Source organism: Amycolatopsis kentuckyensis (genome assembly GCF_041679295.1).
Lineage (GTDB): Bacteria > Actinomycetota > Actinomycetes > Mycobacteriales > Pseudonocardiaceae > Amycolatopsis > Amycolatopsis kentuckyensis_A.
In genome coordinates, this window is the sequence record NZ_JBGDMD010000007.1 from 17,885 (window position 1) to 38,412 (window position 20,528).

At 70.4% G+C, this 20,528-nt stretch carries 25 protein-coding genes; 23 read left to right on the forward strand and 2 right to left on the reverse strand.

Annotated features, from left to right (window positions below; translation table 11 throughout):
- Nucleotides 1-25 precede the first annotated feature (25 nt).
- The gene (locus ACERZO_RS28930; RefSeq protein ID WP_372667937.1) at nucleotides 26-790 is read right to left on the reverse strand and encodes a hypothetical protein; all 765 of its coding nucleotides are present in this window, start codon (nucleotides 788-790) and stop codon (nucleotides 26-28) included.
- Between the two features lie 36 nt (nucleotides 791-826).
- Between ACERZO_RS28930 and ACERZO_RS28935 the strand changes: the two genes are divergently transcribed.
- From ACERZO_RS28935 to ACERZO_RS29045, 23 genes are all read left to right on the forward strand, one after another.
- The gene (locus tag ACERZO_RS28935) at nucleotides 827-1,024 is read left to right on the forward strand and encodes a hypothetical protein (protein ID WP_372667938.1); all 198 of its coding nucleotides are present in this window, start codon (nucleotides 827-829) and stop codon (nucleotides 1,022-1,024) included.
- A gap of 164 nt (nucleotides 1,025-1,188) precedes the next feature.
- Complete coding sequence (locus ACERZO_RS28940) at nucleotides 1,189-1,950, forward strand: GP88 family protein (RefSeq protein WP_372667939.1); 762 nt, start codon at nucleotides 1,189-1,191, stop codon at nucleotides 1,948-1,950.
- A 181-nt stretch (nucleotides 1,951-2,131) separates the two neighbouring features.
- Nucleotides 2,132-2,254, forward strand: a complete 123-nt coding sequence (locus tag ACERZO_RS28945; RefSeq protein ID WP_372667940.1) for a hypothetical protein — start codon at nucleotides 2,132-2,134, stop codon at nucleotides 2,252-2,254.
- A 6-nt stretch (nucleotides 2,255-2,260) separates the two neighbouring features.
- Nucleotides 2,261-2,746 (forward strand): hypothetical protein, encoded by a 486-nt coding sequence (locus ACERZO_RS28950; RefSeq protein WP_372667941.1) that lies wholly within the window; start codon nucleotides 2,261-2,263, stop codon nucleotides 2,744-2,746.
- Nucleotides 2,747-2,833: 87 nt separating this feature from the next.
- Entirely contained in the window at nucleotides 2,834-4,333 is a 1,500-nt protein-coding gene (locus ACERZO_RS28955) for an ATP-binding protein (RefSeq protein ID WP_372667942.1), read from the forward strand.
- Nucleotides 4,334-4,715: 382 nt separating this feature from the next.
- Nucleotides 4,716-6,770, forward strand: coding sequence for a ParB/RepB/Spo0J family partition protein (locus ACERZO_RS28960; RefSeq protein WP_372667943.1), 2,055 nt, complete (start codon nucleotides 4,716-4,718; stop codon nucleotides 6,768-6,770).
- 143 nt (nucleotides 6,771-6,913) lie between these two features.
- Nucleotides 6,914-7,870: a PP2C family protein-serine/threonine phosphatase gene (locus tag ACERZO_RS28965; protein WP_372667944.1), complete on the forward strand. Its 957-nt coding sequence runs from the start codon at nucleotides 6,914-6,916 to the stop codon at nucleotides 7,868-7,870.
- Entirely contained in the window at nucleotides 7,867-8,859 is a 993-nt protein-coding gene (locus ACERZO_RS28970; RefSeq protein WP_372667945.1) for a bifunctional DNA primase/polymerase, read from the forward strand. Before ACERZO_RS28965 ends, ACERZO_RS28970 begins: the two co-directional genes overlap by 4 nt.
- Before the next feature lie 15 nt (nucleotides 8,860-8,874).
- Entirely contained in the window at nucleotides 8,875-9,597 is a 723-nt protein-coding gene (locus ACERZO_RS28975; protein WP_372667946.1) for a hypothetical protein, read from the forward strand.
- Nucleotides 9,598-9,791: 194 nt separating this feature from the next.
- The gene (locus ACERZO_RS28980; RefSeq protein WP_372667947.1) at nucleotides 9,792-10,397 is read left to right on the forward strand and encodes a hypothetical protein; all 606 of its coding nucleotides are present in this window, start codon (nucleotides 9,792-9,794) and stop codon (nucleotides 10,395-10,397) included.
- 12 nt (nucleotides 10,398-10,409) lie between these two features.
- Nucleotides 10,410-10,760 carry a hypothetical protein gene (locus ACERZO_RS28985; RefSeq protein ID WP_372667948.1) on the forward strand — a complete coding sequence of 117 codons (351 nt, stop codon included), beginning with the start codon at nucleotides 10,410-10,412 and terminating at the stop codon, nucleotides 10,758-10,760.
- A gap of 51 nt (nucleotides 10,761-10,811) precedes the next feature.
- Nucleotides 10,812-11,414: a hypothetical protein gene (locus tag ACERZO_RS28990; RefSeq protein ID WP_372667949.1), complete on the forward strand. Its 603-nt coding sequence runs from the start codon at nucleotides 10,812-10,814 to the stop codon at nucleotides 11,412-11,414.
- Nucleotides 11,407-11,646: a hypothetical protein gene (locus ACERZO_RS28995; protein ID WP_372667950.1), complete on the forward strand. Its 240-nt coding sequence runs from the start codon at nucleotides 11,407-11,409 to the stop codon at nucleotides 11,644-11,646. Before ACERZO_RS28990 ends, ACERZO_RS28995 begins: the two co-directional genes overlap by 8 nt.
- Before the next feature lie 98 nt (nucleotides 11,647-11,744).
- Nucleotides 11,745-12,776, forward strand: coding sequence for a DUF4192 domain-containing protein (locus tag ACERZO_RS29000; protein WP_372667951.1), 1,032 nt, complete (start codon nucleotides 11,745-11,747; stop codon nucleotides 12,774-12,776).
- Nucleotides 12,777-13,291: 515 nt separating this feature from the next.
- Nucleotides 13,292-14,581: a hypothetical protein gene (locus ACERZO_RS29005; RefSeq protein ID WP_372667952.1), complete on the forward strand. Its 1,290-nt coding sequence runs from the start codon at nucleotides 13,292-13,294 to the stop codon at nucleotides 14,579-14,581.
- On the forward strand, nucleotides 14,569-15,375 hold the full coding sequence (locus ACERZO_RS29010) for a hypothetical protein (RefSeq protein ID WP_372667953.1): 807 nt from the start codon (nucleotides 14,569-14,571) through the stop codon (nucleotides 15,373-15,375). Before ACERZO_RS29005 ends, ACERZO_RS29010 begins: the two co-directional genes overlap by 13 nt.
- Before the next feature lie 67 nt (nucleotides 15,376-15,442).
- Complete coding sequence (locus ACERZO_RS29015; protein WP_372667954.1) at nucleotides 15,443-15,985, forward strand: hypothetical protein; 543 nt, start codon at nucleotides 15,443-15,445, stop codon at nucleotides 15,983-15,985.
- Nucleotides 15,986-16,015: 30 nt separating this feature from the next.
- A complete protein-coding gene (locus ACERZO_RS29020) occupies nucleotides 16,016-16,306 on the forward strand; it encodes a hypothetical protein (protein WP_372667955.1) in 291 nt (96 codons plus the stop codon).
- Nucleotides 16,307-16,522: 216 nt separating this feature from the next.
- Nucleotides 16,523-16,708 carry a hypothetical protein gene (locus tag ACERZO_RS29025; RefSeq protein ID WP_372667956.1) on the forward strand — a complete coding sequence of 62 codons (186 nt, stop codon included), beginning with the start codon at nucleotides 16,523-16,525 and terminating at the stop codon, nucleotides 16,706-16,708.
- A gap of 2 nt (nucleotides 16,709-16,710) precedes the next feature.
- Nucleotides 16,711-17,148 (forward strand): hypothetical protein, encoded by a 438-nt coding sequence (locus ACERZO_RS29030; protein ID WP_372667957.1) that lies wholly within the window; start codon nucleotides 16,711-16,713, stop codon nucleotides 17,146-17,148.
- Between the two features lie 55 nt (nucleotides 17,149-17,203).
- On the forward strand, nucleotides 17,204-18,247 hold the full coding sequence (locus ACERZO_RS29035) for a DUF4192 domain-containing protein (protein ID WP_372667958.1): 1,044 nt from the start codon (nucleotides 17,204-17,206) through the stop codon (nucleotides 18,245-18,247).
- A gap of 403 nt (nucleotides 18,248-18,650) precedes the next feature.
- On the forward strand, nucleotides 18,651-19,154 hold the full coding sequence (locus ACERZO_RS29040; protein WP_372667959.1) for a single-stranded DNA-binding protein: 504 nt from the start codon (nucleotides 18,651-18,653) through the stop codon (nucleotides 19,152-19,154).
- Between the two features lie 255 nt (nucleotides 19,155-19,409).
- Entirely contained in the window at nucleotides 19,410-19,868 is a 459-nt protein-coding gene (locus ACERZO_RS29045) for a hypothetical protein (protein ID WP_372667960.1), read from the forward strand.
- 80 nt (nucleotides 19,869-19,948) lie between these two features.
- On the opposite strand, the gene ACERZO_RS29050 is transcribed toward ACERZO_RS29045, so the two are convergent.
- On the reverse strand, nucleotides 19,949-20,521 hold the full coding sequence (locus ACERZO_RS29050; RefSeq protein WP_372667961.1) for a hypothetical protein: 573 nt from the start codon (nucleotides 20,519-20,521) through the stop codon (nucleotides 19,949-19,951).
- Between the last annotated feature and the right edge of the window lie 7 nt (nucleotides 20,522-20,528).

The window sequence follows — 20,528 nt, forward strand, 5'->3', positions numbered from 1 at the left end:
ACCACCCGACGTGACGCGGCACACATCATCCCGAATGCCCTGCTTGTCCTGTTCCGGTGGCGCCGCGAGAGAGTTCCGCGGCGTATCCCGAGCACGTGTTGCCCGCCAGTTCGTTCCAGGCGGTCGCTGTTCCGATGTGGAGATTGAGAAGGCCGGACAACACTGTGGCGGGTAGCTGGGCGGCGAGGTCCATCAGCGCGGTGTTGCGGCTGAGCCGGGCCTGAATGCCCAGGCGGTTCAGGCGGCGCATGAGCTGGCGAGCGCTGATCGGCCGCTCTGCGGCTGGAAGTACTCCGACTTCAGGTGGCTGACCCATTCCGGCTACGTGAGGTCCACCGGCAGGAACTCGGTCATCGTTGGCTTCAGGTCGATGACGGAGGTGCCCGAGATCGTGTCGAGGCCGACCACCGTCGTCAGTTCGCGGCGGGGCACGGATTCGATCCTCGCCACGGCCGTAGATGCGACAGAACAACCGGTCCGGTTCGGCGTGCACCCGCTCAACCACCAGCGGGTGTTCTGGTTCCTCACCATCCGCCAGGATCAACCCGGCGTCCGCTAGCCGGCCGCAGCGCACCTCGACCGCGCGGCCGTCCTGCCGCTGGAGGCCGACGACCCGCTGCGGCTGTCCACCGCGCTGTCGTTCTCGGCCGACCGCGCGATCCGGCGCCGGAAGTTCCGCGCCGCCGATGCGCTGTCCGACGCTGCGCGCCGCGACACGCGCATCCATCTCGGCCTGCGAACCTACGAAACCCTTCAACGCGCCAAGATCCTCGCCCACCTTGACGAGCACGCCGAGGCGCTGCGGCTGTTGTCCGGCACTGACAGCATGATCGAGCACCTGCCGCCCGCCGACGAACTGCCGCCCTCGGGCTACTGGTACATGGCGCCGTTCTTCCTCGGCCAGCGCGCGTTTGCCCTCAATGCCCTCGGCGATCGCACCGCCGCCGGCCAGGCCGCCCGTGATTGTCTGGCCGAGATGCCCCCCCGTATGGACGTCATCGGAGTGGGCGTCTCGCCGCCGTGAACTTGCCGAGCTGACCTGACCAGCCAGTCGACTTAGTCTGGATAGGACCGCCGGTCTGCTGTGTCTGATGGTTCGTCGCCGTGGCATAGCGGGTGTACCGTGGAGATACCAGATCTTGGTATGGCCTTCCCCATGCATTGAGTGGCATGAGGACGGTGGTCACGATGACGCTGCTGCGGCAGAACCGCGAATTGAAACGGCTGGGAATCTGGAATTGGTCCCTGCCCGCCTTCGCCGGGAAGCTACCGGACGGCCGTAACTACAACGCCTGCCCCTCGGCCGGGGTGTGCGCGCAAGCGTGTTACGCCCGCAACGGCACCTACCTTTTTCCTCAGGTGAGGGCACGGCATCAGGAAAATCTGCGCTGGACCTTGGACGACCTAGCGGGCTGGCAGCACGCGATGCTGGATGAGTTGTCGCACAAGCGGTTTATCGACGCGTGGGTGCGTATCCACGACAGCGGCGACTTCTACTCCAGTGCTTACCTGTCCGCGTGGCTGGAGATCATGCGCGCCCGTCAGCGCACCCGGTTCTACGCCTACACCAAGGAAGTAGCCGCGTTTCGGGAGCTGGTTGAGCCGAATCCGCCGCGGAACTTCTGGTGGGTCTACTCCTACGGCGGCACCCAAGACTCCACATTGGACCCTGCAGTGGATCGGGTTGCCGATGTTTTCCCTGATGAGCAGTCGATCGCGGCCGCGGGCTGGCATTCGCAGGAGGAGTCCGACTTGCTGGCCGTGCTCGGGCCGACACCGGTCGGGATCCCGGCGAACAACATCGCGCATTTCAAGGCCCGCCAAGCCGGGCGCCGCTGGAGCCGCTGGCAAGCCGGCGTCGACGCCGCCCGCGCCGCCCGCCGCACCGCCGCCCGGTCCACCGCAGCGCCCGGCGATGACCGGCCGGACACGTCCGAGGGCCCACGGTAGCGCTGCCCGGGACCACGGCGGCCGCCTGCTGCCCAGCGGTGCCGGTCAGGTGCAGCGCCGCCGTGGCCACGGTCTGCGCTGTCACCGGCTCCACGACGTGCCGCCCCGGGGCCGCCGGGGCCGCGATTGCGGCACCGGCGACCGGATCTGCACACCTCACGATCGATGAGGAGACCTGAAGATGTCGAACGAGTTGATGCCGTATCTGCACGCCGTCGCGGAGGTGCTCGGTGAGCCGTGGCGTGCCGCCACACCCCTCTGTGTCGGTGAGGACGCCGCTTTGATCGGCCCGGACGGCGGGTGAATCAGCGTGACCGTCGCGTCGGGCGCGGCGCGGGATCGGCTGGTTTTGGAGGCCTGGCTGGACTCCGAGCTCAGTCCGCACCAGCCCACCGGAATGGTCCGGCCGTCGGTGACCGTGGCGCGTACCCGGCCCGCCGACGCGGTCGGCAAAGACCTCGCCCGGCGGCTGATCCCCAACGTGGTCGAACTGATCGACGCGGCGAAAGACCTGGCGCACCGGCGCGCATGCGACGCCGCCGACCTCTCCAACGTTCTCGCCGCAATTGGCGCGGGCTTCGGCACGACCCCGGCGGCAGGGGCGAACACCGTGTCGGTCGGTGCCTACGGTCAGCCGCTGTTCGCGACCGCGCAGGTGCTGCAGCCGGTCTGGCGCGACCGCCAGCGCCGGGTGCGGTTCAGCATCGACGTCACCGTCGAGAATGCGCTCGCACTGGCCGCGCTCGTCGGTGAACGCGCCGCCGCCGACCACGCCGCGCCCGACACCTTCCGCTGACCTTCGCCGCCGCAGCGACTGCACGTCCCCGACTCCGGCGCCCTACTGGCGCCGGAGTCCTCTTCATCTCCCTGGAAGGACGATGCCATGGAAGCCCTGACCCGTGTGATCACCCTCTCCGATCACCAGCCCCGGATCGTCGACATCCGCGCCGACCTCAACGTCGGCGACGCCACACTGCGCGTGCACGGCCTCAGCCCGAGCGTTTCGCGCGAGACCCGCGACCGGGTGCGCGCGGCCATCCGCAACAGCGGCCTGTCCTGGCCCGACGGCGTCGTGCACCTGACCGCCTCCAGCGCGCACCCACGCTCCGACGTCGATCTCGCCGCCGCGGCCGCGGCGCTGCTGGTCACCGGCGCCGTGCCGGTACGGCGGCTGACCGCGACCGCGCTGATCGGCGAACTCGGCCTCGACGGCACCGTCCGGCCGGTCCCCGACATCCTGGGCCGCGCCGTCGCCGCCGCCGACGCCGGTTTCACACACCTCGTCGTGCCCGCGGCCAACGCCGCCGACGCACGCGCCGTCCCCGGTCTCACTGTCATTCCTGTCGCTCGCCTGGACGACCTGATCAGCTGGCTGCGCAGCAGCCCCGCACCGGCCCTCCTCCCCGAATCAGGCGTACAAGGACAGCCACGCACGTCGTGGGCTCCCGAAGCCTGGGCTCAGCTGTCGTCCACCGCGGTCCGAGCCGCCGCTGTCGCGGCAACGGGCGGACACCACATCTTGCACGTCGCCGATCCTAGTGATCCGGTACTCCTGTTGCCGCGGCTGATCCGGACGCTGATGTCCGACCTCTCCGACGCCGACACCGTCGAAGTCAACAGGTTGCACTCCCTGGCCGGCGAACCACTGCCCGACAACGGCGGGTTCACCCGCCCGCCCGCCGTGTCCCTGCACCCCACCGACACGATCGCCGCGATCGTCGGCTCGTTCACCCGGCCCGGACTTCTCACCCTCGCCCACCGCGGCGTCCTGACCGTCGAAGACCTCCCCGACTTCTCCGCCTCGACTCTCGAGGTGCTGCGTCCGGCAATGGATAACGGCAGCCTGTCCATCGCGGACGCAGCCGGCACCGGGTCGCACCCGGCTGGGGCACGCATCGTGTTCACCACCCGGGACTGCCTCTGTGGCAGCGCCCGGGCCGAAGAGTGCCGCTGCCCTCCGGCTCAGCGTGCCCGCCACCTCGCACGGATCCCGCTGTGGCTGCTCGACCGCGTCGACTTTTTTGTCCGGGAGGTCACTGTTGCCGAGCCCGATCCGTCGCTGCCGTCGCTGGAGTCATTGCGGGAGGGCGTCGCCCGGGCCCGGCAGCGCGCGCGCCACCGGTGGGGTGCCCTACCGGAACCCGGCGCCGAGTTCGACTACACAAAAGCCGTCGCTGGCCTTCCTGCCAAGACGGTGGACAAGCTCGATGATGCGATCCGGCACGGCCGGATTACTTCCCCCACCGCAGCGCGGTGTCTGCGGCTGGCCTGGACACGTGCCGACCTGGACGGCCGGGCGCATCCGGACATCGCCGATATCTGGCTGACGCTCGCGCACCGCAGCGGAATGCTGGACCTGCTGCGGAATCCGGCTCCGAGGTGAGCTGCACCAGAGATCGCGTGTGAGGCCCGAGCCCGATGGGGACAGTGCCGCTGCAGTTGAGCTCAGGAGAAAGTTGAGGAACGCGTTGCTGCGCCGAGAAAGCGGGCGCGGGTGTTCCGGTCGGGCCGACGCACTCTAGCGGAGCCTGACGTCAGCGGAAGCCCGCCCGAAGACGACTTCGGCGGCGGATGGGCAGAGATGGGGCGGGCTTGCCGCCGACGCGGGCGGCCCCGCTCGGGCGAGTGCGTCCCGACCGGGACACCCCGCACTCCGCTCCTTCTCCACCGCCACGCGGTGATGGAGAAGAAGGTGGTGCGGGGTTCGTGACCGGTCACCGGATCCATCTCCGGTGACCGGCCGGCCCGTCTGAAGGAGCACCTTCGTGACCAGCACGATGGATCTGCCGACCCAGCGCGACACCGACACCCCCACGACGCCGGACACCGAGCCCGCCACGTCCACTCTGGACGCTGCTGCCACCGACCACCCCACCGCCGACGACGCATCGTCCACCGACGTCGGGGACACCCCGGTCGCGGAGCTGTCCGACGAGGACCGCGCGGCGCTGCACGCGACGTGGGACGCCGAGGTCGACACCGTCCAGCACGTCGACCCGCACGAGGTGCTGCTCGCCGAGAACGTGCGCACCGACAACGCCGAGGCCGACGAAGAAACCACGGTGAACTTCAAGACCCACGGCGTCAAGACCGCGGTCAACGGCTACCGCGACTACGACACTGGCACCATCGTGGTCACTGAAGGCCAGCGCCGCGTCCTCAACGCCCGCGAGGCCGGCTGCACCGTGCCGGTGTGGATGAAGACCCCGCCGCCGGCCGACGAGCGCAAGGCCACCATCGAGCGGATCGTCAACCAGCTCATCGAGAACGACGCCGCCCTCCGCAAGCCCGTGACTCTGGCCGACACCGCCCGTGCCCTCAAGCAGCTCGCCGCGTTCAACCTCAAGCCCGCCGGGATCGCCCGCAAGCTCGCGCTCGGCAAACAGGGCAAGACCTACGTCGAGAACGTCCTGCAGGCCGGGCAGAGCGAGCTGGCGCTCAAGGCCGCTGAGCGCTACGACCTCGATCTGCTGCAGGCCGTAGTCGTCGCCGAATTCGACGAGGCCGGCGACACCGACACGGCCAAGGAACTCATCTTCACCGCGCGTACGGCGCCGAACAACTTCGCCCAGCTCGCCGAACGCAAGCGCACCGAACGCGCGGACAAGCAGCGGCTCGCGGCCCTGACCGAGGACCTCACCGAGGAACTGACCGCCGCGGGCGTCACGATCTTCGACGAGAGCCTGCCCGACAGTCACGGGGACGCGCGCACGCTGGACCGGCTGCGCCCCACCCCCGAACACGAGCCCCACACGGAGCTGACCGTCGAGGACCACGCCTCCTGCCTGGGACACGGCGCGTGGATCGAGACCGACCACTACGACGAGCAGGGCAACCAGATCCCGGTGGCCGTCTACGGCTGCGCCGACTTCCTCGCCCACGGTCACGCCCTCAGCTACGCCCCGGCCGGCCGCGCGGACTTCACCCCCGTGCCCAGCAGCACCAGCACATCCGTCGACCACGAGTCATCCGACGAGGAGGACGCAGCCGGGCAGGCCGATGAGGTCGCGAACGCGCGTGCTGCCCACGCCGCCGCCGAACTGGAGCGCCAGAAGGCGCGGATCATCCGCAAGTGGGTGATCCAGAACAACAAGGACTGGGACGCCTCGCAGGCCCCGCGCCGGCAATGGCTGGCCGCGCTGGTGCAGCGCAGCACCGCGCCCAAGGGTGCGCAGTTGTTCCTCGCGCTGCAGAAGGCGCACGGCGGCTACGCGCTGCGGCGCGCGTTCGAGCGCAACCACCCGCTGGGGATGAAGCTGTTCGGCATGCCGGTGGGGGCCACGCTCGCCGACCTGACCGACAAGATCGCCAAGGCGCCCACCGCGGGGAAGGCCACCCTCTACGACCTGGTCCTCACCCTGTGCGCGATCGAAGACGACCTGTCCCGCAACACGTGGCGCAACCCCTGGGGGCCGGGGCGGGAGTACATGACCGCGCTCATCGGCTGGGGCTACCCCGCCTCCGACGTCGAGCGGAAGGTCGTCGACCCCGAGACCGAGCAGGACGTCATCGCCGCGCAGCTCGGCGACCTCGCCACCGACGCCACGAGCGACGGCGGCGAGAGCGGCGAGAGCGGCGAGAGCGGCGAGGCCGACGGTGCCGAGGCCCCGGACGACGACGTCTCCGACCACACCGACGTCGAGGACCCCGCCGACGACCCCACCACCGGGATCGACGGCGTCAACGATGACGCGAGCGCGGACGGCCAGAGCGACACGGCGACCGACCACTCCGATGACGCCGCCGACAGCGGCCCCGATCACGAGCCGGTCAAGCAGGACACCGAGGCCGAGGCAGAGCTGATCGGCGCCGCGATCTAGCCGGACCGTCGCCGGACCCGGTTCCTCGCCAGGGGCGGGCTCCGCACTACTGCCGGGCCCGCCCCCCGCTCCTACCTATCCCGTCGTCCTCGCCTCCCGCCGGGGCCCGTCGCCAGCCCCGCGCGTGAACGGAGTTTTATCCGATGCATCCGCACCTTCCACCGGTCTTCAATCACATCCACCACACCAGCACCTACGCCGCCGGGCACCACCCCGTCTGGCCGTATGCCCCGCTGCCGCCCGGCCCGTGCTGGACCCACGCCACCTGCCGATGTGGCTGGGCCGAGATCGCCGAATCCCACAGCGACGCCCGCGCCCTGGCCCGCGACCACCGCCGCTACGCCGCCGACCACCCCGCTTACCTGCCCGGTTCGGCGCTGCGCATCGGCGGCCGCGCCCATCAGGCCGACGCCACCGGCACCCACGTCTCCCGCGTCGGTGCCCGCCACGGCTGGGCCCTGGCCGACGGCATCGGCGACTACTCGCTCGCCGCGCACGCCGCGGGCAGCGCGGCGGCGACCGCCGCCTCCGTCGCCGCCGACCGTGGCGCGGTAGCCGGGCTGCTCGCCGCCACCGCCACCCTCGCCACCGTCCACCCTGGCGACACCGTCATGGTCGTCGCCACCCCGCTCCCACCCGAACGTGGCAACGGATGGGACGTCGCCTGGGTCGGAGACTGCCGCGCCTACGAATACGACTCCCACACCGACGTCCTCACCCAGCTCACGGTCGACCACACCGAAGGACAGGAACTCCGTGACAGCCTCGCCGCGCACTACCGCGATCGGCCGCAAGAACTCGAGGACCTGGCCGCCAGGCGAGACAATGTCGTAACCAGCTCCGTCGCCACCGCTGACCACGACTCCCTCGGCCACGTCACCACGACCGGGCCGCGCCACCGGTTGCTCCTCACCAGCGACGGCGTCCACAAACCCGTCCCGCACGCCTCCCTCGTCCGAGCGTGCCGCACCTTTAGCGACCCGGCGGCGTGCGCGAACCGGCTGACACTCGCCTCGCGGTACCACGGCGGCACCGACAACGCCGCCGCGATGGTCATCGACCCCGTCCCGGCCCCGGTCGCGGCCGAGCTGGTGCCATGACCACGACGACTGTGTCGGCACCGGCACCGGCACGCCTCAACGCCACCGGAGATCTGCTCGGCGCTGCCTTGAGCGCCGCGGGGCGTGGGTGGCCGGTGTTCCCGCTCACCCCGCGCGGCAAGAGGCCCGCCATTCCCGACTGGCAGCAGCGAGCCACCTGCGATCCCGACCGCATCCGCCGCTGGTGGCGCCGCCACCCGAGACATAACGTCGGCATCGCCTGCGGGCCCGCGAGCCTGCTGGTGCTCGACCTCGACGCCGCCCACGGACCGATTCCCCGCCCATGGACCCGCCTTGGCGTCACCCACGGCCGCGACGCGCTCGCGATGCTGGCCCAGCAGGCCGGCGAACCCGACCCGGTGGACACCTTCACCGTCGCGACCCCACGCGCCGGCGAACACAGATACTTCGCCCGGCCACCCGGGTCGCGGCTGCGCAGCACCGTCGGCGCCCGCGGCCGCGGGCTCGGCTGGCACGTCGACACCCGCGGCCCCGGCGCGCTCATCGCCGCCCCGGGCTCCCTCGCCGTCGTCCACGGCGCCCTGATGCCCTACACCGTCATCTGGGACCTTCCGGTCGCCGTCCTGCCCCGCTGGCTCATCACCGCCCTCACTCCGCCACCGGCACCGCCGCCGGCTGCGTATCCGCCACCACCGCCGCTGCCGGCGACCAGCCGCCGGGTCACCGCCTACGTCCGAGCCGCCGTCACCGCGGAGTGCCGCAACGTCGCCACCGCCACCGAAGGCCACCGCCACATCACCGTCTACGCCGCCGCAGCGGCACTGGGCGAACTGCACGGCAACGGCTGGATCAGCGCCGCCGCGATCACCCACCACCTCACCAACGCTGCCCGCCACCACCTCGGCGTCGCCGACTTCGACTCCCGCGAACTGACCAGAACCATCCGCGACGGCATCGCCGCCGGCCGCGAACACCCCCGCATCCTCACCGACCGCCCAGCACCTCGATCGCGACTCGCCATCAGCTGAAGGGAGAAATTCGCCATGCCCGAAACCGTGTCATCGGATCCCGCCGCCACCCCCGGCACACCGGAGCTGCTCTGGCTCTGGCAACGGCAACCGGACAGCACCGACCTGAAAAAGGCCCTCGTTCCCGCCCACCGGATTCCCGCGGGCTGGCTGCCGTCGCTTCAGCACCACTACGCCGAGGGCGACCGTGTCGACTTCGCCTGGGACGGCCAGCAACAGCCGGGCACAGTCGTGCGAGACCAGGGCATGTACCTGGCCATCGCCGGCGAGCGCCCCGGCTCGGGCTTCGCCATTCACAAGACCGACGTCCGTCCGCACGGCGCCGAACCCGCCGCACCGGCCGATCCGGTCATCGACGCCGCGGTCGACCCGCATCCCCATCCCGTTGTCCGCCGGGAAGGCCACACCGCGACCGCGTACTGGAACCTCGGCCGCCCAACCGCCGACGGCTGGCTGCCCTTGGCGCGGCTGCACATCGCCTTCCAGCCCGACATCGGGTTCGTCGCCACGCTCTCCAGCGTCGAAGAACTCGACCAGGCCGGCGAACACCGCGAACGTCAGCGGCCGCTCGACCCGGTCGTGGTCCACCACCACCCGACGCGCCGCCCCAGCCACCACGCCGTGCGCACCTGCCTGCGCGACGCCATCGCCGTCGTGATCTCCGCCGCCGCACAACGCCAACCGGTGGTCTGCGCCCACTTCGTTCCGATCCTCGCCACCACCGTGCAGGGGAAGTAGCCGGCAGTCGGCCGGGACCGGGCGCGCCGCGCGGCGCGCCCGGTCACCAGAAAAGCACAGCGCGGCCCGGGCCTCGCCACGGTGCCGATCCACCGTCAGGCCGTCGTCGGCCCGGACCGCGCTGTGCTCGCGAGGGCCCCCGTTCACCACCGGCGGCGCCGTCCGCCGGTGACCGACCGTTCACGGAGGGGCGCATGACAGAGCCGACAATCCAGGTTCCCGACGGATACTGCCCAACTCGCCTGCGTGGGCTGTGGGCCCTCGTCGGCTGCCTCGTCTGCGGCGGCAACGGCGAATTCCTGGTCAGCGACCGCGACGACACCATCGAGCCGTGGGACTGTGACGAGCCCGAACCGACGTATCCGCAGCCCTGCGACTGCCTCTGGTCACCCCCGCCGGAGGACGTGCGCGCGCTCGACGAGGCACAGACGCGCCTACGGCGTCACCGGGAGCGGATGCGCGAGGTTTTCGACGCGATCGGCCCGCGCCAAGTCGGCGGCACCTACTGGTGCGACTACTGGTATCGCTGGTACCTCGTCGAATCGATTGAGATCCGCTTCCGCGACGGTGACCTGACCGACCCGAGCTGGTCGATCACCGCGCGCTGGGCCAGCAGCGACCGCGGCACGCGCCACACACCGTGGGATCCCCGCTGCCACAGCACATCCGTACCCGTGTGCCAGCCCGGTCCGGCTCCGGCACCGCCGGAACTGCGCTACCCCGCCGCGGTTTCCTGCCGGTGGTGCCGTTCTCGGTTCGCGCTCGTGCGCGCCGTCCACCACGCGTTCTTCGCCCGCTGAAGGGAAATCCCGATGTTCGCACTTTCTTCGCCTGACGTTCTCGGCCGTGCCGGGGCCGCCTTCTCTCGCCGTCCCGCGGACGCAACAGCTGACGACGGGGTTGGTGTCCTGCGCCGCCGCGACGAACCGGTCCGCTGGCACGGACGCGACGAGGCGACCCGGGAATACGTCCACCCGGGCCGCACTGTGATCGAGGTGCCGAACCGGCCCTGGCCGATCAGGAGCCCGGAGGACTGCGACGACCAGACCTCCACTGGGCTCTGGTTCGACGCCACCGGCACCCCAGAGCACGCCCCTGACGACCGCACGGCGTCCGATGGTGTCGTGCTGCTGTGCCGCCGATGCGGCCTGGACTGCACCTGACGCCCGCGAAACCGACACCGTCATGTCCACTGCAGACATAGGTAGGACCCGATGCCCAACCACATCACGCCGCATGGCCTCCCCGCCGACGTTCTCCGCGTCGACGAAGGACTGGTGTGCGGTGACGACCAGCCCTACTTCCCCGCGCAGTTAGGCGAGCCGACGTTCGCGGCCCACGACGAAGACGGCCGCCGCTACTACACCGTGACGCCGCGGTTTCGTCGTGTCGTCACCGAGTGGATTGCCATCACCGTCGAAGCCACCTCCGACCACCTGCGCTTCCGCTGGGACGGCGACGACCTGATCGTCACCGACCACGACGCGCTCCACGACGACACCGACCCGACAAGCGGTCCCGCCGTCGAACGCATCAGGCCCGACACTGAAAACCGGTACGTCTTCCCGACCTGGCTGTGGCACGAACACGACACCACCACCGAACGCCTCGACGACACCGCACGCGCCGCGCTGGCCGTCCTGGCTACCGACGACCCGCTCCACGTCGACACCGTGATCCGTTACGTCACCGAAAACACCTACCCCGCGCCCGATCCACAGACGCTCCGGAACATCCGCACCCAGCACCGGACGCTCACGGGGTCGCCCACGACGCCAGCCGACGCCACCGAATCCGAGGAGAGCCACATTGAGTAGCGACTACGCCGGTATCCCCACAGGATGCGACGTCACGCTGGCACGCCCGGGCGACGAGGCCGGCGCCAAACTGCTCTCTGACGGCGACTTCGCCCTCGTCCTCGCCGATCACGACAACGACACGGTGATCACCATCGAGGGCACCCCCGCCGAACTGCTCGACTTCGTGCGCCGGACCCAACTGGCGCTGGAAGAAGAAGGGGACCGCACCTCCCTACCGCCCGCCGACTGACCGTAGCCCGCGATCAGGCACTCCGGCCGGTGCGGACGACCGCCGCCACGTCGCTTTCTCTCGCATTATTCGTCCACTGTAGGCAGCGAGGTTCCCTGATGCCCGAACCGATCTATCTGACCGACGAGAATCTTCTGGCCGCCATCCCCGCCCTGATCAGGTTCAATCCCGTCGACTCGCTCGTGATCGTCGCCGCAGTCGTGCACACCGACGGCACGGTTCGCCTTGGCCGCACCACACGATTCGACCTCGACCTAGCCATACGACTGCCCGAGAGGGTCGTCACGCACCTCAGCCGGGCGCTGGGCGACCGGCCTGTCCAGCGACTCATCGGCGCCGTCGTTCACGACAGCGCCGACACCACCGACCTGCCCTACCGGCCCCAGCTTCACCAACTCGCTCACCTGCTGCACCAATCCGGATTCGTCAACGTCGAGCTGCTGCACCTGCCCAACTTCACCGCCGGCGCGGTCTGGTCGTGCTACGACGTCGCCGATCACACCGGCTTCCTGCCCGACCCTGCGCTCTCTCCGCTCACCACCGCTCGCGTGGCCAACGGCCACCGCGTCTACAGCAACCGGGCCACCTTTCTCACCCAGTTCGTCCCCGCGCCCGCCGACGTCCGCGACAGCATCGCCGCCCTGGCTGACCCGATCACCGAAGAGGTCCAGGTCGAAGAACTCACCGGCGACTTCCCGCGACTGCGCCGGCGCCTGGAGCGGCTCGACGAGGCCGTCACCGCCGCCACGCTCGGCCAGCTGCCCAGCAGCGCCGACGAGATCGCCGAACTGATCGCCGCACTGTCCAGCTTCCTCCTGCGCAACATCCACCTCGTCCAGTCCACCGAGGAGCGTCGCGGGGCAGCGCAGTCGCTGTGGCTGCACCTGTGGCGACACGCCCCGGCTCGATACGCGCCCACGATGGTCGCCCTCACGGCCATGGCGGCACACCTGCGCAAGGACGGCAGCACCGCGAGCGCGATCCTTCAACGCGATCCGCAACCCACCAAGCTCAGCCGATTGGTCCGCCGATGGATCGCCGACGGTGTCGAACCCGCCGTTGTAGCACCGGACATCACTGCTGTCGCACAACAGATGCGAGCGACGCTGACCGATCTCGCCGAGAACTGAGCCAACCAAGCAACAAGGGGATGCCATCCCCAGGCTCGTGCAGTGCGGGGCGTCGGGAGCACAGCACCCACAGCCCCGGGGCGGCCTGAACCCGGCGCCCGGCCACATCCGGCGCGGGTGAACCGGCGCCGCGGCAACGCGCACCCCTCACCTCCCCTGTCGCCGGTTCGCTCCGGCCGGACGAGCCCGCCGGGCTTCACGCCCCGAGGCCGCGGGCGCTCCGAGCACGTCACGTCCCGCACACCCACGAGGCCCCGGAGAGGCCACGTACTTCCCGACACAGCACTAACCGCGGCCAATCCGCGTCACGCGGGTGCATCCGCCGATCTCCTCAACTCGGTGTCCCGTCCGGAACCTCCCTGCCCGGCCGGGACACCGTCCCCGAGGGTCGGTAGCGCGGTGCGCGCCGAACACCCCAACGCCGCGCTACCGGCCCTCCCACGTCCACGCGCACCTTTTCGGCTTCCACGCCGGAGAGGGGTGTTTTCACGTTTCGAGCGCGAAAGGCCACCACCATGACTACCCCTGTCCAGGACGCCGTCCGCTGCGACGACTGCGGCAACATCACCCTGACGCCGTTCTACATCACGTCCACGGTGGCCAGCTGCGATGACTGCGTTCAGGCTCTTCATCGGTGCAATGAGTGCGGGCAGATCACCGACGTCACCTCCGCCACCGACGGCGACGGCCGGATCTGCGACTACTGCGAACGCGCCGAACCGTACTACACCTGCGATCAGTGCGACATCCTCATCCGCGACGGCTCCACGTGCCGAGAACACGCCGTCGACGAGGCCGACGACTCCTTCACGTGCTCGCGGTGCGACGACACCTTCTCCCGGCGGCTGCACGAACCGTGCGAGTCCACCGGGGACCGCCAGTTGTGCTCGCCCTGCGCCGTCGGGTTCGACCTCTGCGACTACTGCGGCCTCTACGACGACGCACTACGCAGCACCGACACCGACCGCGAGATGTGCGACGACTGCGCCAGCCGGCTCGACTACTACGAGTGCAACGTCTGCACCACCCTGATCGACAGCGGAACCTCCTGCGAAGACCACCGCGACGACCTCGACGACCTGCACGACTACTCCTACAAGCCCGCACCGGTCTTCCACGGCATCGGTCCCCGCTACCTCGGCCTCGAACTGGAAATCAACGTCCCCGACGGCGACCTGGGCCGGCGCATCGACGACACCGTCGACACCCTCGCCGGACTCGGCTACCTCAAAGAGGAAATGTCCATCGACTACGGGTTCGAGCTCGTCACCCACCCGATGGCCTACCGCTGGGCCGTGGACTGCTTCCCCTGGCATCTGCTCGAACAGCTCGAGCTCGCCGGCTGCAGCGGAGACGGTAACGGGCTGCACGTCCACATCAGCCGTGCCGCCTTTACCGGCCCCTGTCACGTGTTCCGGTGGATGAAGTTCATCTACCGCAACGCCGACGACGTCCAGACCCTCGCCGGCCGCTCCAGCAGCTACGCCGCGTTCCGCGACTCCGAACGCAACCACATCAAGGACGCCTGCAAGGGCACCTACTGGGCGCCGCGCAGTTCCGCCATCAACACCCAACCCGAAGAGACTTTCGAGCTGCGAGTCTTCGCCTCCAGCCTCGACATCCAGCGCGTGCAGGCCGCTCTCGCCTTCGCCGACGCTTCCGTCGCCTACACCCGCGACCTCACCATCCACGACATCACCCAGGCCGGCGGGTGGACCTGGGCCGCCTTCACCCAGTGGCTGCGTACCCGCCCGCAGTACGCGCCGCTGACCGCCGAGCTGGAGGTCATGGCATGTGCATGCTGACCTACCTGCCCGCCGGAATCCAGCCCGACACCGCCGCCCTGACCAACGGCAGCGTCCACAACAACGACGGTCACGGCTACGCCATCGTCGACGGTGACCGCATCATCACCGGCCGCGGCATGAACGCCGCCGCCGTCATAGACGAGTTCGCCGCCCTGCGCGGCCTGCACCCCGACCAGCCCGCGCTGTTCCACAGCCGCTTCGCCACCCACGGCCCGGTCACCGAGGACAACATCCACCCGTTCCCGATCGGCGGAGATCCCCGCACCGTCCTGGCCCACAACGGAGTCCTGCCGGAGATGGCGCAACCGACTCGATGGGATCCGCGGTCGGACACCCGCATCGCCGCCGACGACATCTTCTCCGCGAAACGGTTCCTCCCCATCGATTCCCCCGCGACCCGGCGGCGCATCGAGTCCTGGCTGGGCACGTTCAACAAACTGGTCATCTTGACCGTCAACCCGCGCTACCCCGAGAACGGCTACCTGTTCAACGAGAAGGCCGGGCACTGGGACAACCAGATCTGGTACTCCAACCGCGACTACCTCGACACCCACCCCGGCCACACCTCCTGGTGGGGCCTCGACGACGGCTGCCTCTACTGCGGCGTCGCTGACGCCGTCGACCCCGAGACAGGACTGTGCCTCGCTTGCGGCGCATGTCCCATCTGCGCCGCCGACAACCAGCCATGCCCATCCTGGTGCTTCCGGTTACTCGCCGGCGTTTCCTGCTTCAGCTGCGGCGAAGACCTCGACGACTGCGGCTGCGTTGTAGCGCCCGCACTGAACGGCTGACCCTCTCGCATTTCGGCTGCTGGCCGGGTGCGGCGTCTGCCGCTGCGCCCGGCCGAAAGGGACCGCCATGCCCGCACACCCCGCCCCCGCGGACGCGACTCCACCGATTCCCGCTGCCCTCGCCCACCTGCCGACCGTCGGCGGTCTCGTCGTTCCCTGGGTGACGCCCCGCACCGCTGACGGCCGTTACCTGCTCGGCGCCGTCGACGCCGCCAAGACCCGCACCGCGATCCACCGGCGACTCTGCGGCGTCTGCGGCCGCGCGCTGGCCGGCCGCCTGGTCCTGCTCCTGCGTGAATCCGACCTGCCCCGCTACGCCAGCACCGAGCCCGGGCTGCATCCGCATTGTGCCGCCTACTCCATCGTCGCGTGCCCCATGGTCGCCGGGCGCCGCAGCCACTACCGCGCCAGCGCCCACCAGATCGGCGACGACGCCGTCCACGGCGCCGACCTCGACCAGCGCCTCGGCGCCCCCGCCGAACCCTGGCACGCGGTCTGGCTCACCCGCTACACCGTCATCACCCTCCACGGCCACCCCGCCGCGTCCTACCTGCTCATCCCGCCATTGCGCATCCGGCCCATCAGCGCTGCCCCACAACGCATCTCCTGAACGCCAGCCCAGTCCAGAAAGGACCGGTCCATGCCGCCTGCCGAAGCGCTGGTGTTCATCGCCAGCAAACACACCAACCCCGTCCGACGGCGGGTGCTATGGCGCGTCAGCGTCACCGACGCCAAGAAGATCTGCAGCGATCCCCGCACCGCCGGCCCGCACTACATGCTGTGCTTCACCACCGAGAACATCGACGACCCCGCCTCGTTCGTGTACGTACCGGACAACGGGCGCCACGCGGACGTCCTTCGCGACCACCGCATCCGCGTCCTCCGCGACCACACCACGCCGCGGCCAGCCGCGACGCGGCAGCCGCAGTAGCGCAGCACCTCAGATCAGTGTCCGGCGGTGCAGCGGCCGGCCACAGGAACGGACGGCCGGGTGCCTCGCGGTCGGCGCGGACGTTCGCTGCCAGGAAAGCACACCCGAGCCCCGGCGCCGGGCTTCCGTCGCTCGGCCACGACACGTTGCCGGGCGCCGGAGCCCGGGTGTGCTGGGAGGGCGCGGTCATCCGCACCCGACACCGACGAGGCTCCCGTGACCGCATCCACCGTCCACGACAGCACCGACCACAGCGAGTCCGCCTACGAGCAGGCGTGTCGGCTGATCGAGACCGAACTCGGCGGCCGCCGCCTCACCACCGACCCCGCACAGCCACACGACCGTACCGCCGGCGCGCGCCCGGCTGGTCGGGGCGACGACGAGAACACGGCGGTGAACTGACGATGTCCGAACATCAGCTGTGGTTCACCCCGTATGACTGGAGCCGCTCCTACCTGCTGCCGGAGTCGGTCACCTGCAACATTCCCCGTCGCGGCGGCGTCGGCGGCTACGGCGCGCACGACGTCGCTCGCGGTGTCCTCGTCGAGCTGTGCCGCGCGCTCCCGGCGACGCCGGTCTCACTGCTCTACGACGAACCCGTCCAGCGCCGCGACTGGACGCGCACCGCGATCCGGATCACCGCGCACGCCCGATGCACCGACGGGCGGGACGTCCGCGTGATCTACCGCAGCGAACGCACCGACACCGAGCCCTGGGCCGAGTTCTGGAGCATCGCTGTCAACGGGTTCATCCCCGCCACCGGTCACGACGTCGCGCGGCCGTCACCGCCGTGGATCGCCCACACCGCCGCTCAGACGCTGCGCGCCGAACTCGGCCGCTGATCCACAACCCGGTCCCCGCCGACAGCCCTTACCCCTCTTGTTCGGAAGGACGCTCATGTCGCTCACGCTCGCCAGCACCACGACCATCGTCGCCAGCCTCCCGGCGCTGCTCGGCTTCATCCCCGACGACTCCCTGATGCTGATCACCGCGCTCACCGACCACGATGGCTCGGTCACCACCGGCCCGCTCGCCCGGATCGACCTCACCCGCCTCACCGGCCACGCCGACGACTGCGCGCGGCACTTCAACCGGCAATGCGGCAACCTGCCCGTCGTCTGCGTCATCGGCATCGTCGTCCGCGCCGTCGATGAGGACGATGCCGGCGACGGGTCGCTTCCGCAGCGCACCGACGTCGACAGCGTGATCGAGCAGCTGGCCGAATACGGATTCACCGATGTGGACGTCGTGCACGTGCCGGCCGTCGCCGGAGGCGCGCGCTGGCGCTCCTACCGCGACGCCGACCGCACCGGTGTCCTGCCCGACCCCGCGGCCGCCGCGGCCGCGGCGGCCTCCGTCGCCGCCGGACACACCATCGCCGCCAGCCGAGACGACCTCGCGGCGCGGTTCACCCCCGCGCCCGAGAACCTCCGCGCACGGCTGCAGCCCCACATCGCCGACGCCGTCACATCCGCCGCCATCGACGAAAGCTGGCACCTCGCCGCACACCTCCGCCTGGCCCGCGCCGACGCCGCGATCCGCACCGCCGCCCACGGCGAGCTGCCTACCGACGATGCCGCCATCGCCGATCTCGCCGCCACCTTCTCCACCCTGTCGTTCCGCGACGCGCTGCTCGCTGTGCCCGATGACGCGACGCGCCTGGCCGCCGAGAACCTGGTCCTGCACCTGTGGCGCCACAGCTGCGACCCGGTCGCCGGTCAGCTGGCCGTCGTCATCGCTGTGCACGCCTACCTGCGTGGCAGCGGAACCGTAGCGCGGATCGCGCTCGAGAACGCCGACCCCCAGCAACCCATGACGCAGCTGCTCTCCACAGTGCTCGACCACGCCATCGCACCGCCGGAGATCCGCCACGTGATCGAGAACGCCAGCGCCGACACTCGCCGCACGCTGCTCAGCGAGCCCGCGATCGACCAGGCATGACGCCCACCCCGCCACGCCGGTCGCACCACTCGACGAAGTGGCCACAGGTGAGGCAGCATCCCCGCGGACCGAACTCCTGCCGCACGTGCTCAGGACCGTCGGGGGTGGTGGCGCGACGGCGGGTGGGGTCACCGGCGCTGGCCTCGCCCCGGCTCGCCGGGTCGTGGATCGCCCGAAGGTAAGCACACCCCGGCCGGGGGCAGTGCGTCCCCGAAGCCCGGCCCGATCCGCCCGGGTGAACCAGCGCCCTCACCTGCCGAACTCCGCTGCCGGTCGAGCAGCGGGCTGGTTCACGCCGGGCGGATGAGCCCGGCCGGGGACGTCGCCTGACGGCGACCCCCGGCCGCCGCGTGCTGAGGCTGCGCCGCGTTCCACACCCCAACGAGCACCAGGGAGACACACCATGGCCGGCGACACCATCCTCACCATCATCGGCAACCTGACCGACGACCCGACCAGCCGCTTCTTCGACAGCGGCTCCTTCGTCACCAACTTCACCGTCGCCTCCACCCCGCGCAAGCTCAACCGCGCCACCGGCGAATGGGAAGACGGCGACGCGCTGTTCCTGCGCTGCAACGCCTGGGGCCAGCTCGGCGAGAACATCACCAACAGCCTCCGCAAGGGCCACCGCGTCATCGTCCAGGGCCGGCTGCAGCAGCGCACCTACACCACCAAGGACGACGAGAAGCGCACCGTCCTCGAACTCAACGTCGACGAGATCGGCCCGTCCCTGCGCTACGCCACCACCGAGGTCACCAAGAACGGCAAAACCACGCAGGCCCGGGTAAACCCGGACCTGGTCACCAGCACCCACACCGCCCCGGCCGAGGACCCGTGGAGCTCCGACACCGGCCGCGACCTGGTCGGCGCAACCGCCGGTGGCTCCAGCGACGAGCCGCCGTTCTGATCAGACCCGGTGTCCGGCCGGACCTTCCCCTCCGGCCGGACACCACCCCCAAAAGGCCGGGGCCCGCCTCACGGCGGGCCCCGGCCTTTCCCATGCCAACACCGCGCTCCGGAGGCCACCGTGTCCGCCACCCACAACACCACACCGTCCAGCCGATCCGATGCGCCGACGAAACGCCCTGTCTCTCGCGAGATACTGATTGCCCTGGCCCAGAAATCACCCTTTCAGGGCGCGGAATCGCTTTACGCTCGCAGAATGAGCATTCGTTACGGCGTCACGATCCCCGGGCTCGTCCTCGCCGGAGGAACCGGCTTCTACCTCACCGTCCAGCCTTTCGGCTACATCGGACTCATCGCTACAGCCTTCACCGACCCCGCCGGCCTGCTTGCCCTGCCCGGTGCTCTCGTGTTCGGTGCGCTCCTCGGGCTCGGCGTCGCCTACCTCAGCCGCAACCGCATCACACCGAAATTCGCCCACCGCTACCGCCGCGGCGCCATCCTCGGCGCCCTCACCCTGCCCGGCTACCTGTTCATCGGGCACTTCCCCGGCGCCGAAAGCGGCAGCACCGCCAGCCAGTGGGCCGTGGCGATCCCGTTCTGCTGCGGCATCGCCGCGATGATCGTCTACTGCCAGCGACGCAAGCGCGCCTACCTCGCCCGCCGCGCCCGGCGTCTCGCCGGACAGCAGGCCGACCAGCAGACCGCGACGCGCTGAACCGTCGCCAACAACGAGAAGAGGGCGGTGGCACCATCAGGTGCCACCGCCCTCTTCACGTGCCCGGCACGCCTCGACGATCAGTCCGCTGAAACCTTCACCTCGGGATGTGGCTCCGGCACCACAACATCCTCGCCAGCCGGCTCCTCGGCCGCGCGGTCCTCGCCCGACGTCGTTGCGTTCACCGCGTCCGTGCCCGTGCTCGTGCCCACGGCGGCCGCGTCACTTCCCTGACCGCCGACCTCCGACAGCGCCGCAGCGCTACGCGACAACGCGGTGACCGCCTTCGCCGAGATCCCCAGCAGCGCCGCCGTCTCCGCCGCGCCGACCTCCGCCGCGCGGATCTCCGCGACCGAGGTCGCCATCACCGCGCGCCACTCGCCGATCTCCATCTCCGCATCCGCCCGGACCTGCTCAGCCGAGCGCTCGAACTCCGCGACCCTCACCGCACGTTGCCGGTCCAGCTCCGCCAGCTTCCGCTCCAGCTGCGCCCCCAGCGCGCCGATCCGGTCCTCGCGCCGGCGCTCCACCGCCTCGATCGCCGTCACCGCCTCCGCGAACGGCCCCAGCGCCGCATCAACACGTCGCTCGTTCTCCCGCTCACGCTCCAGCTGCTCGGCGCGACGGCGCCGCGCCGCCTCCAGCCGCTCCAACGTCGCC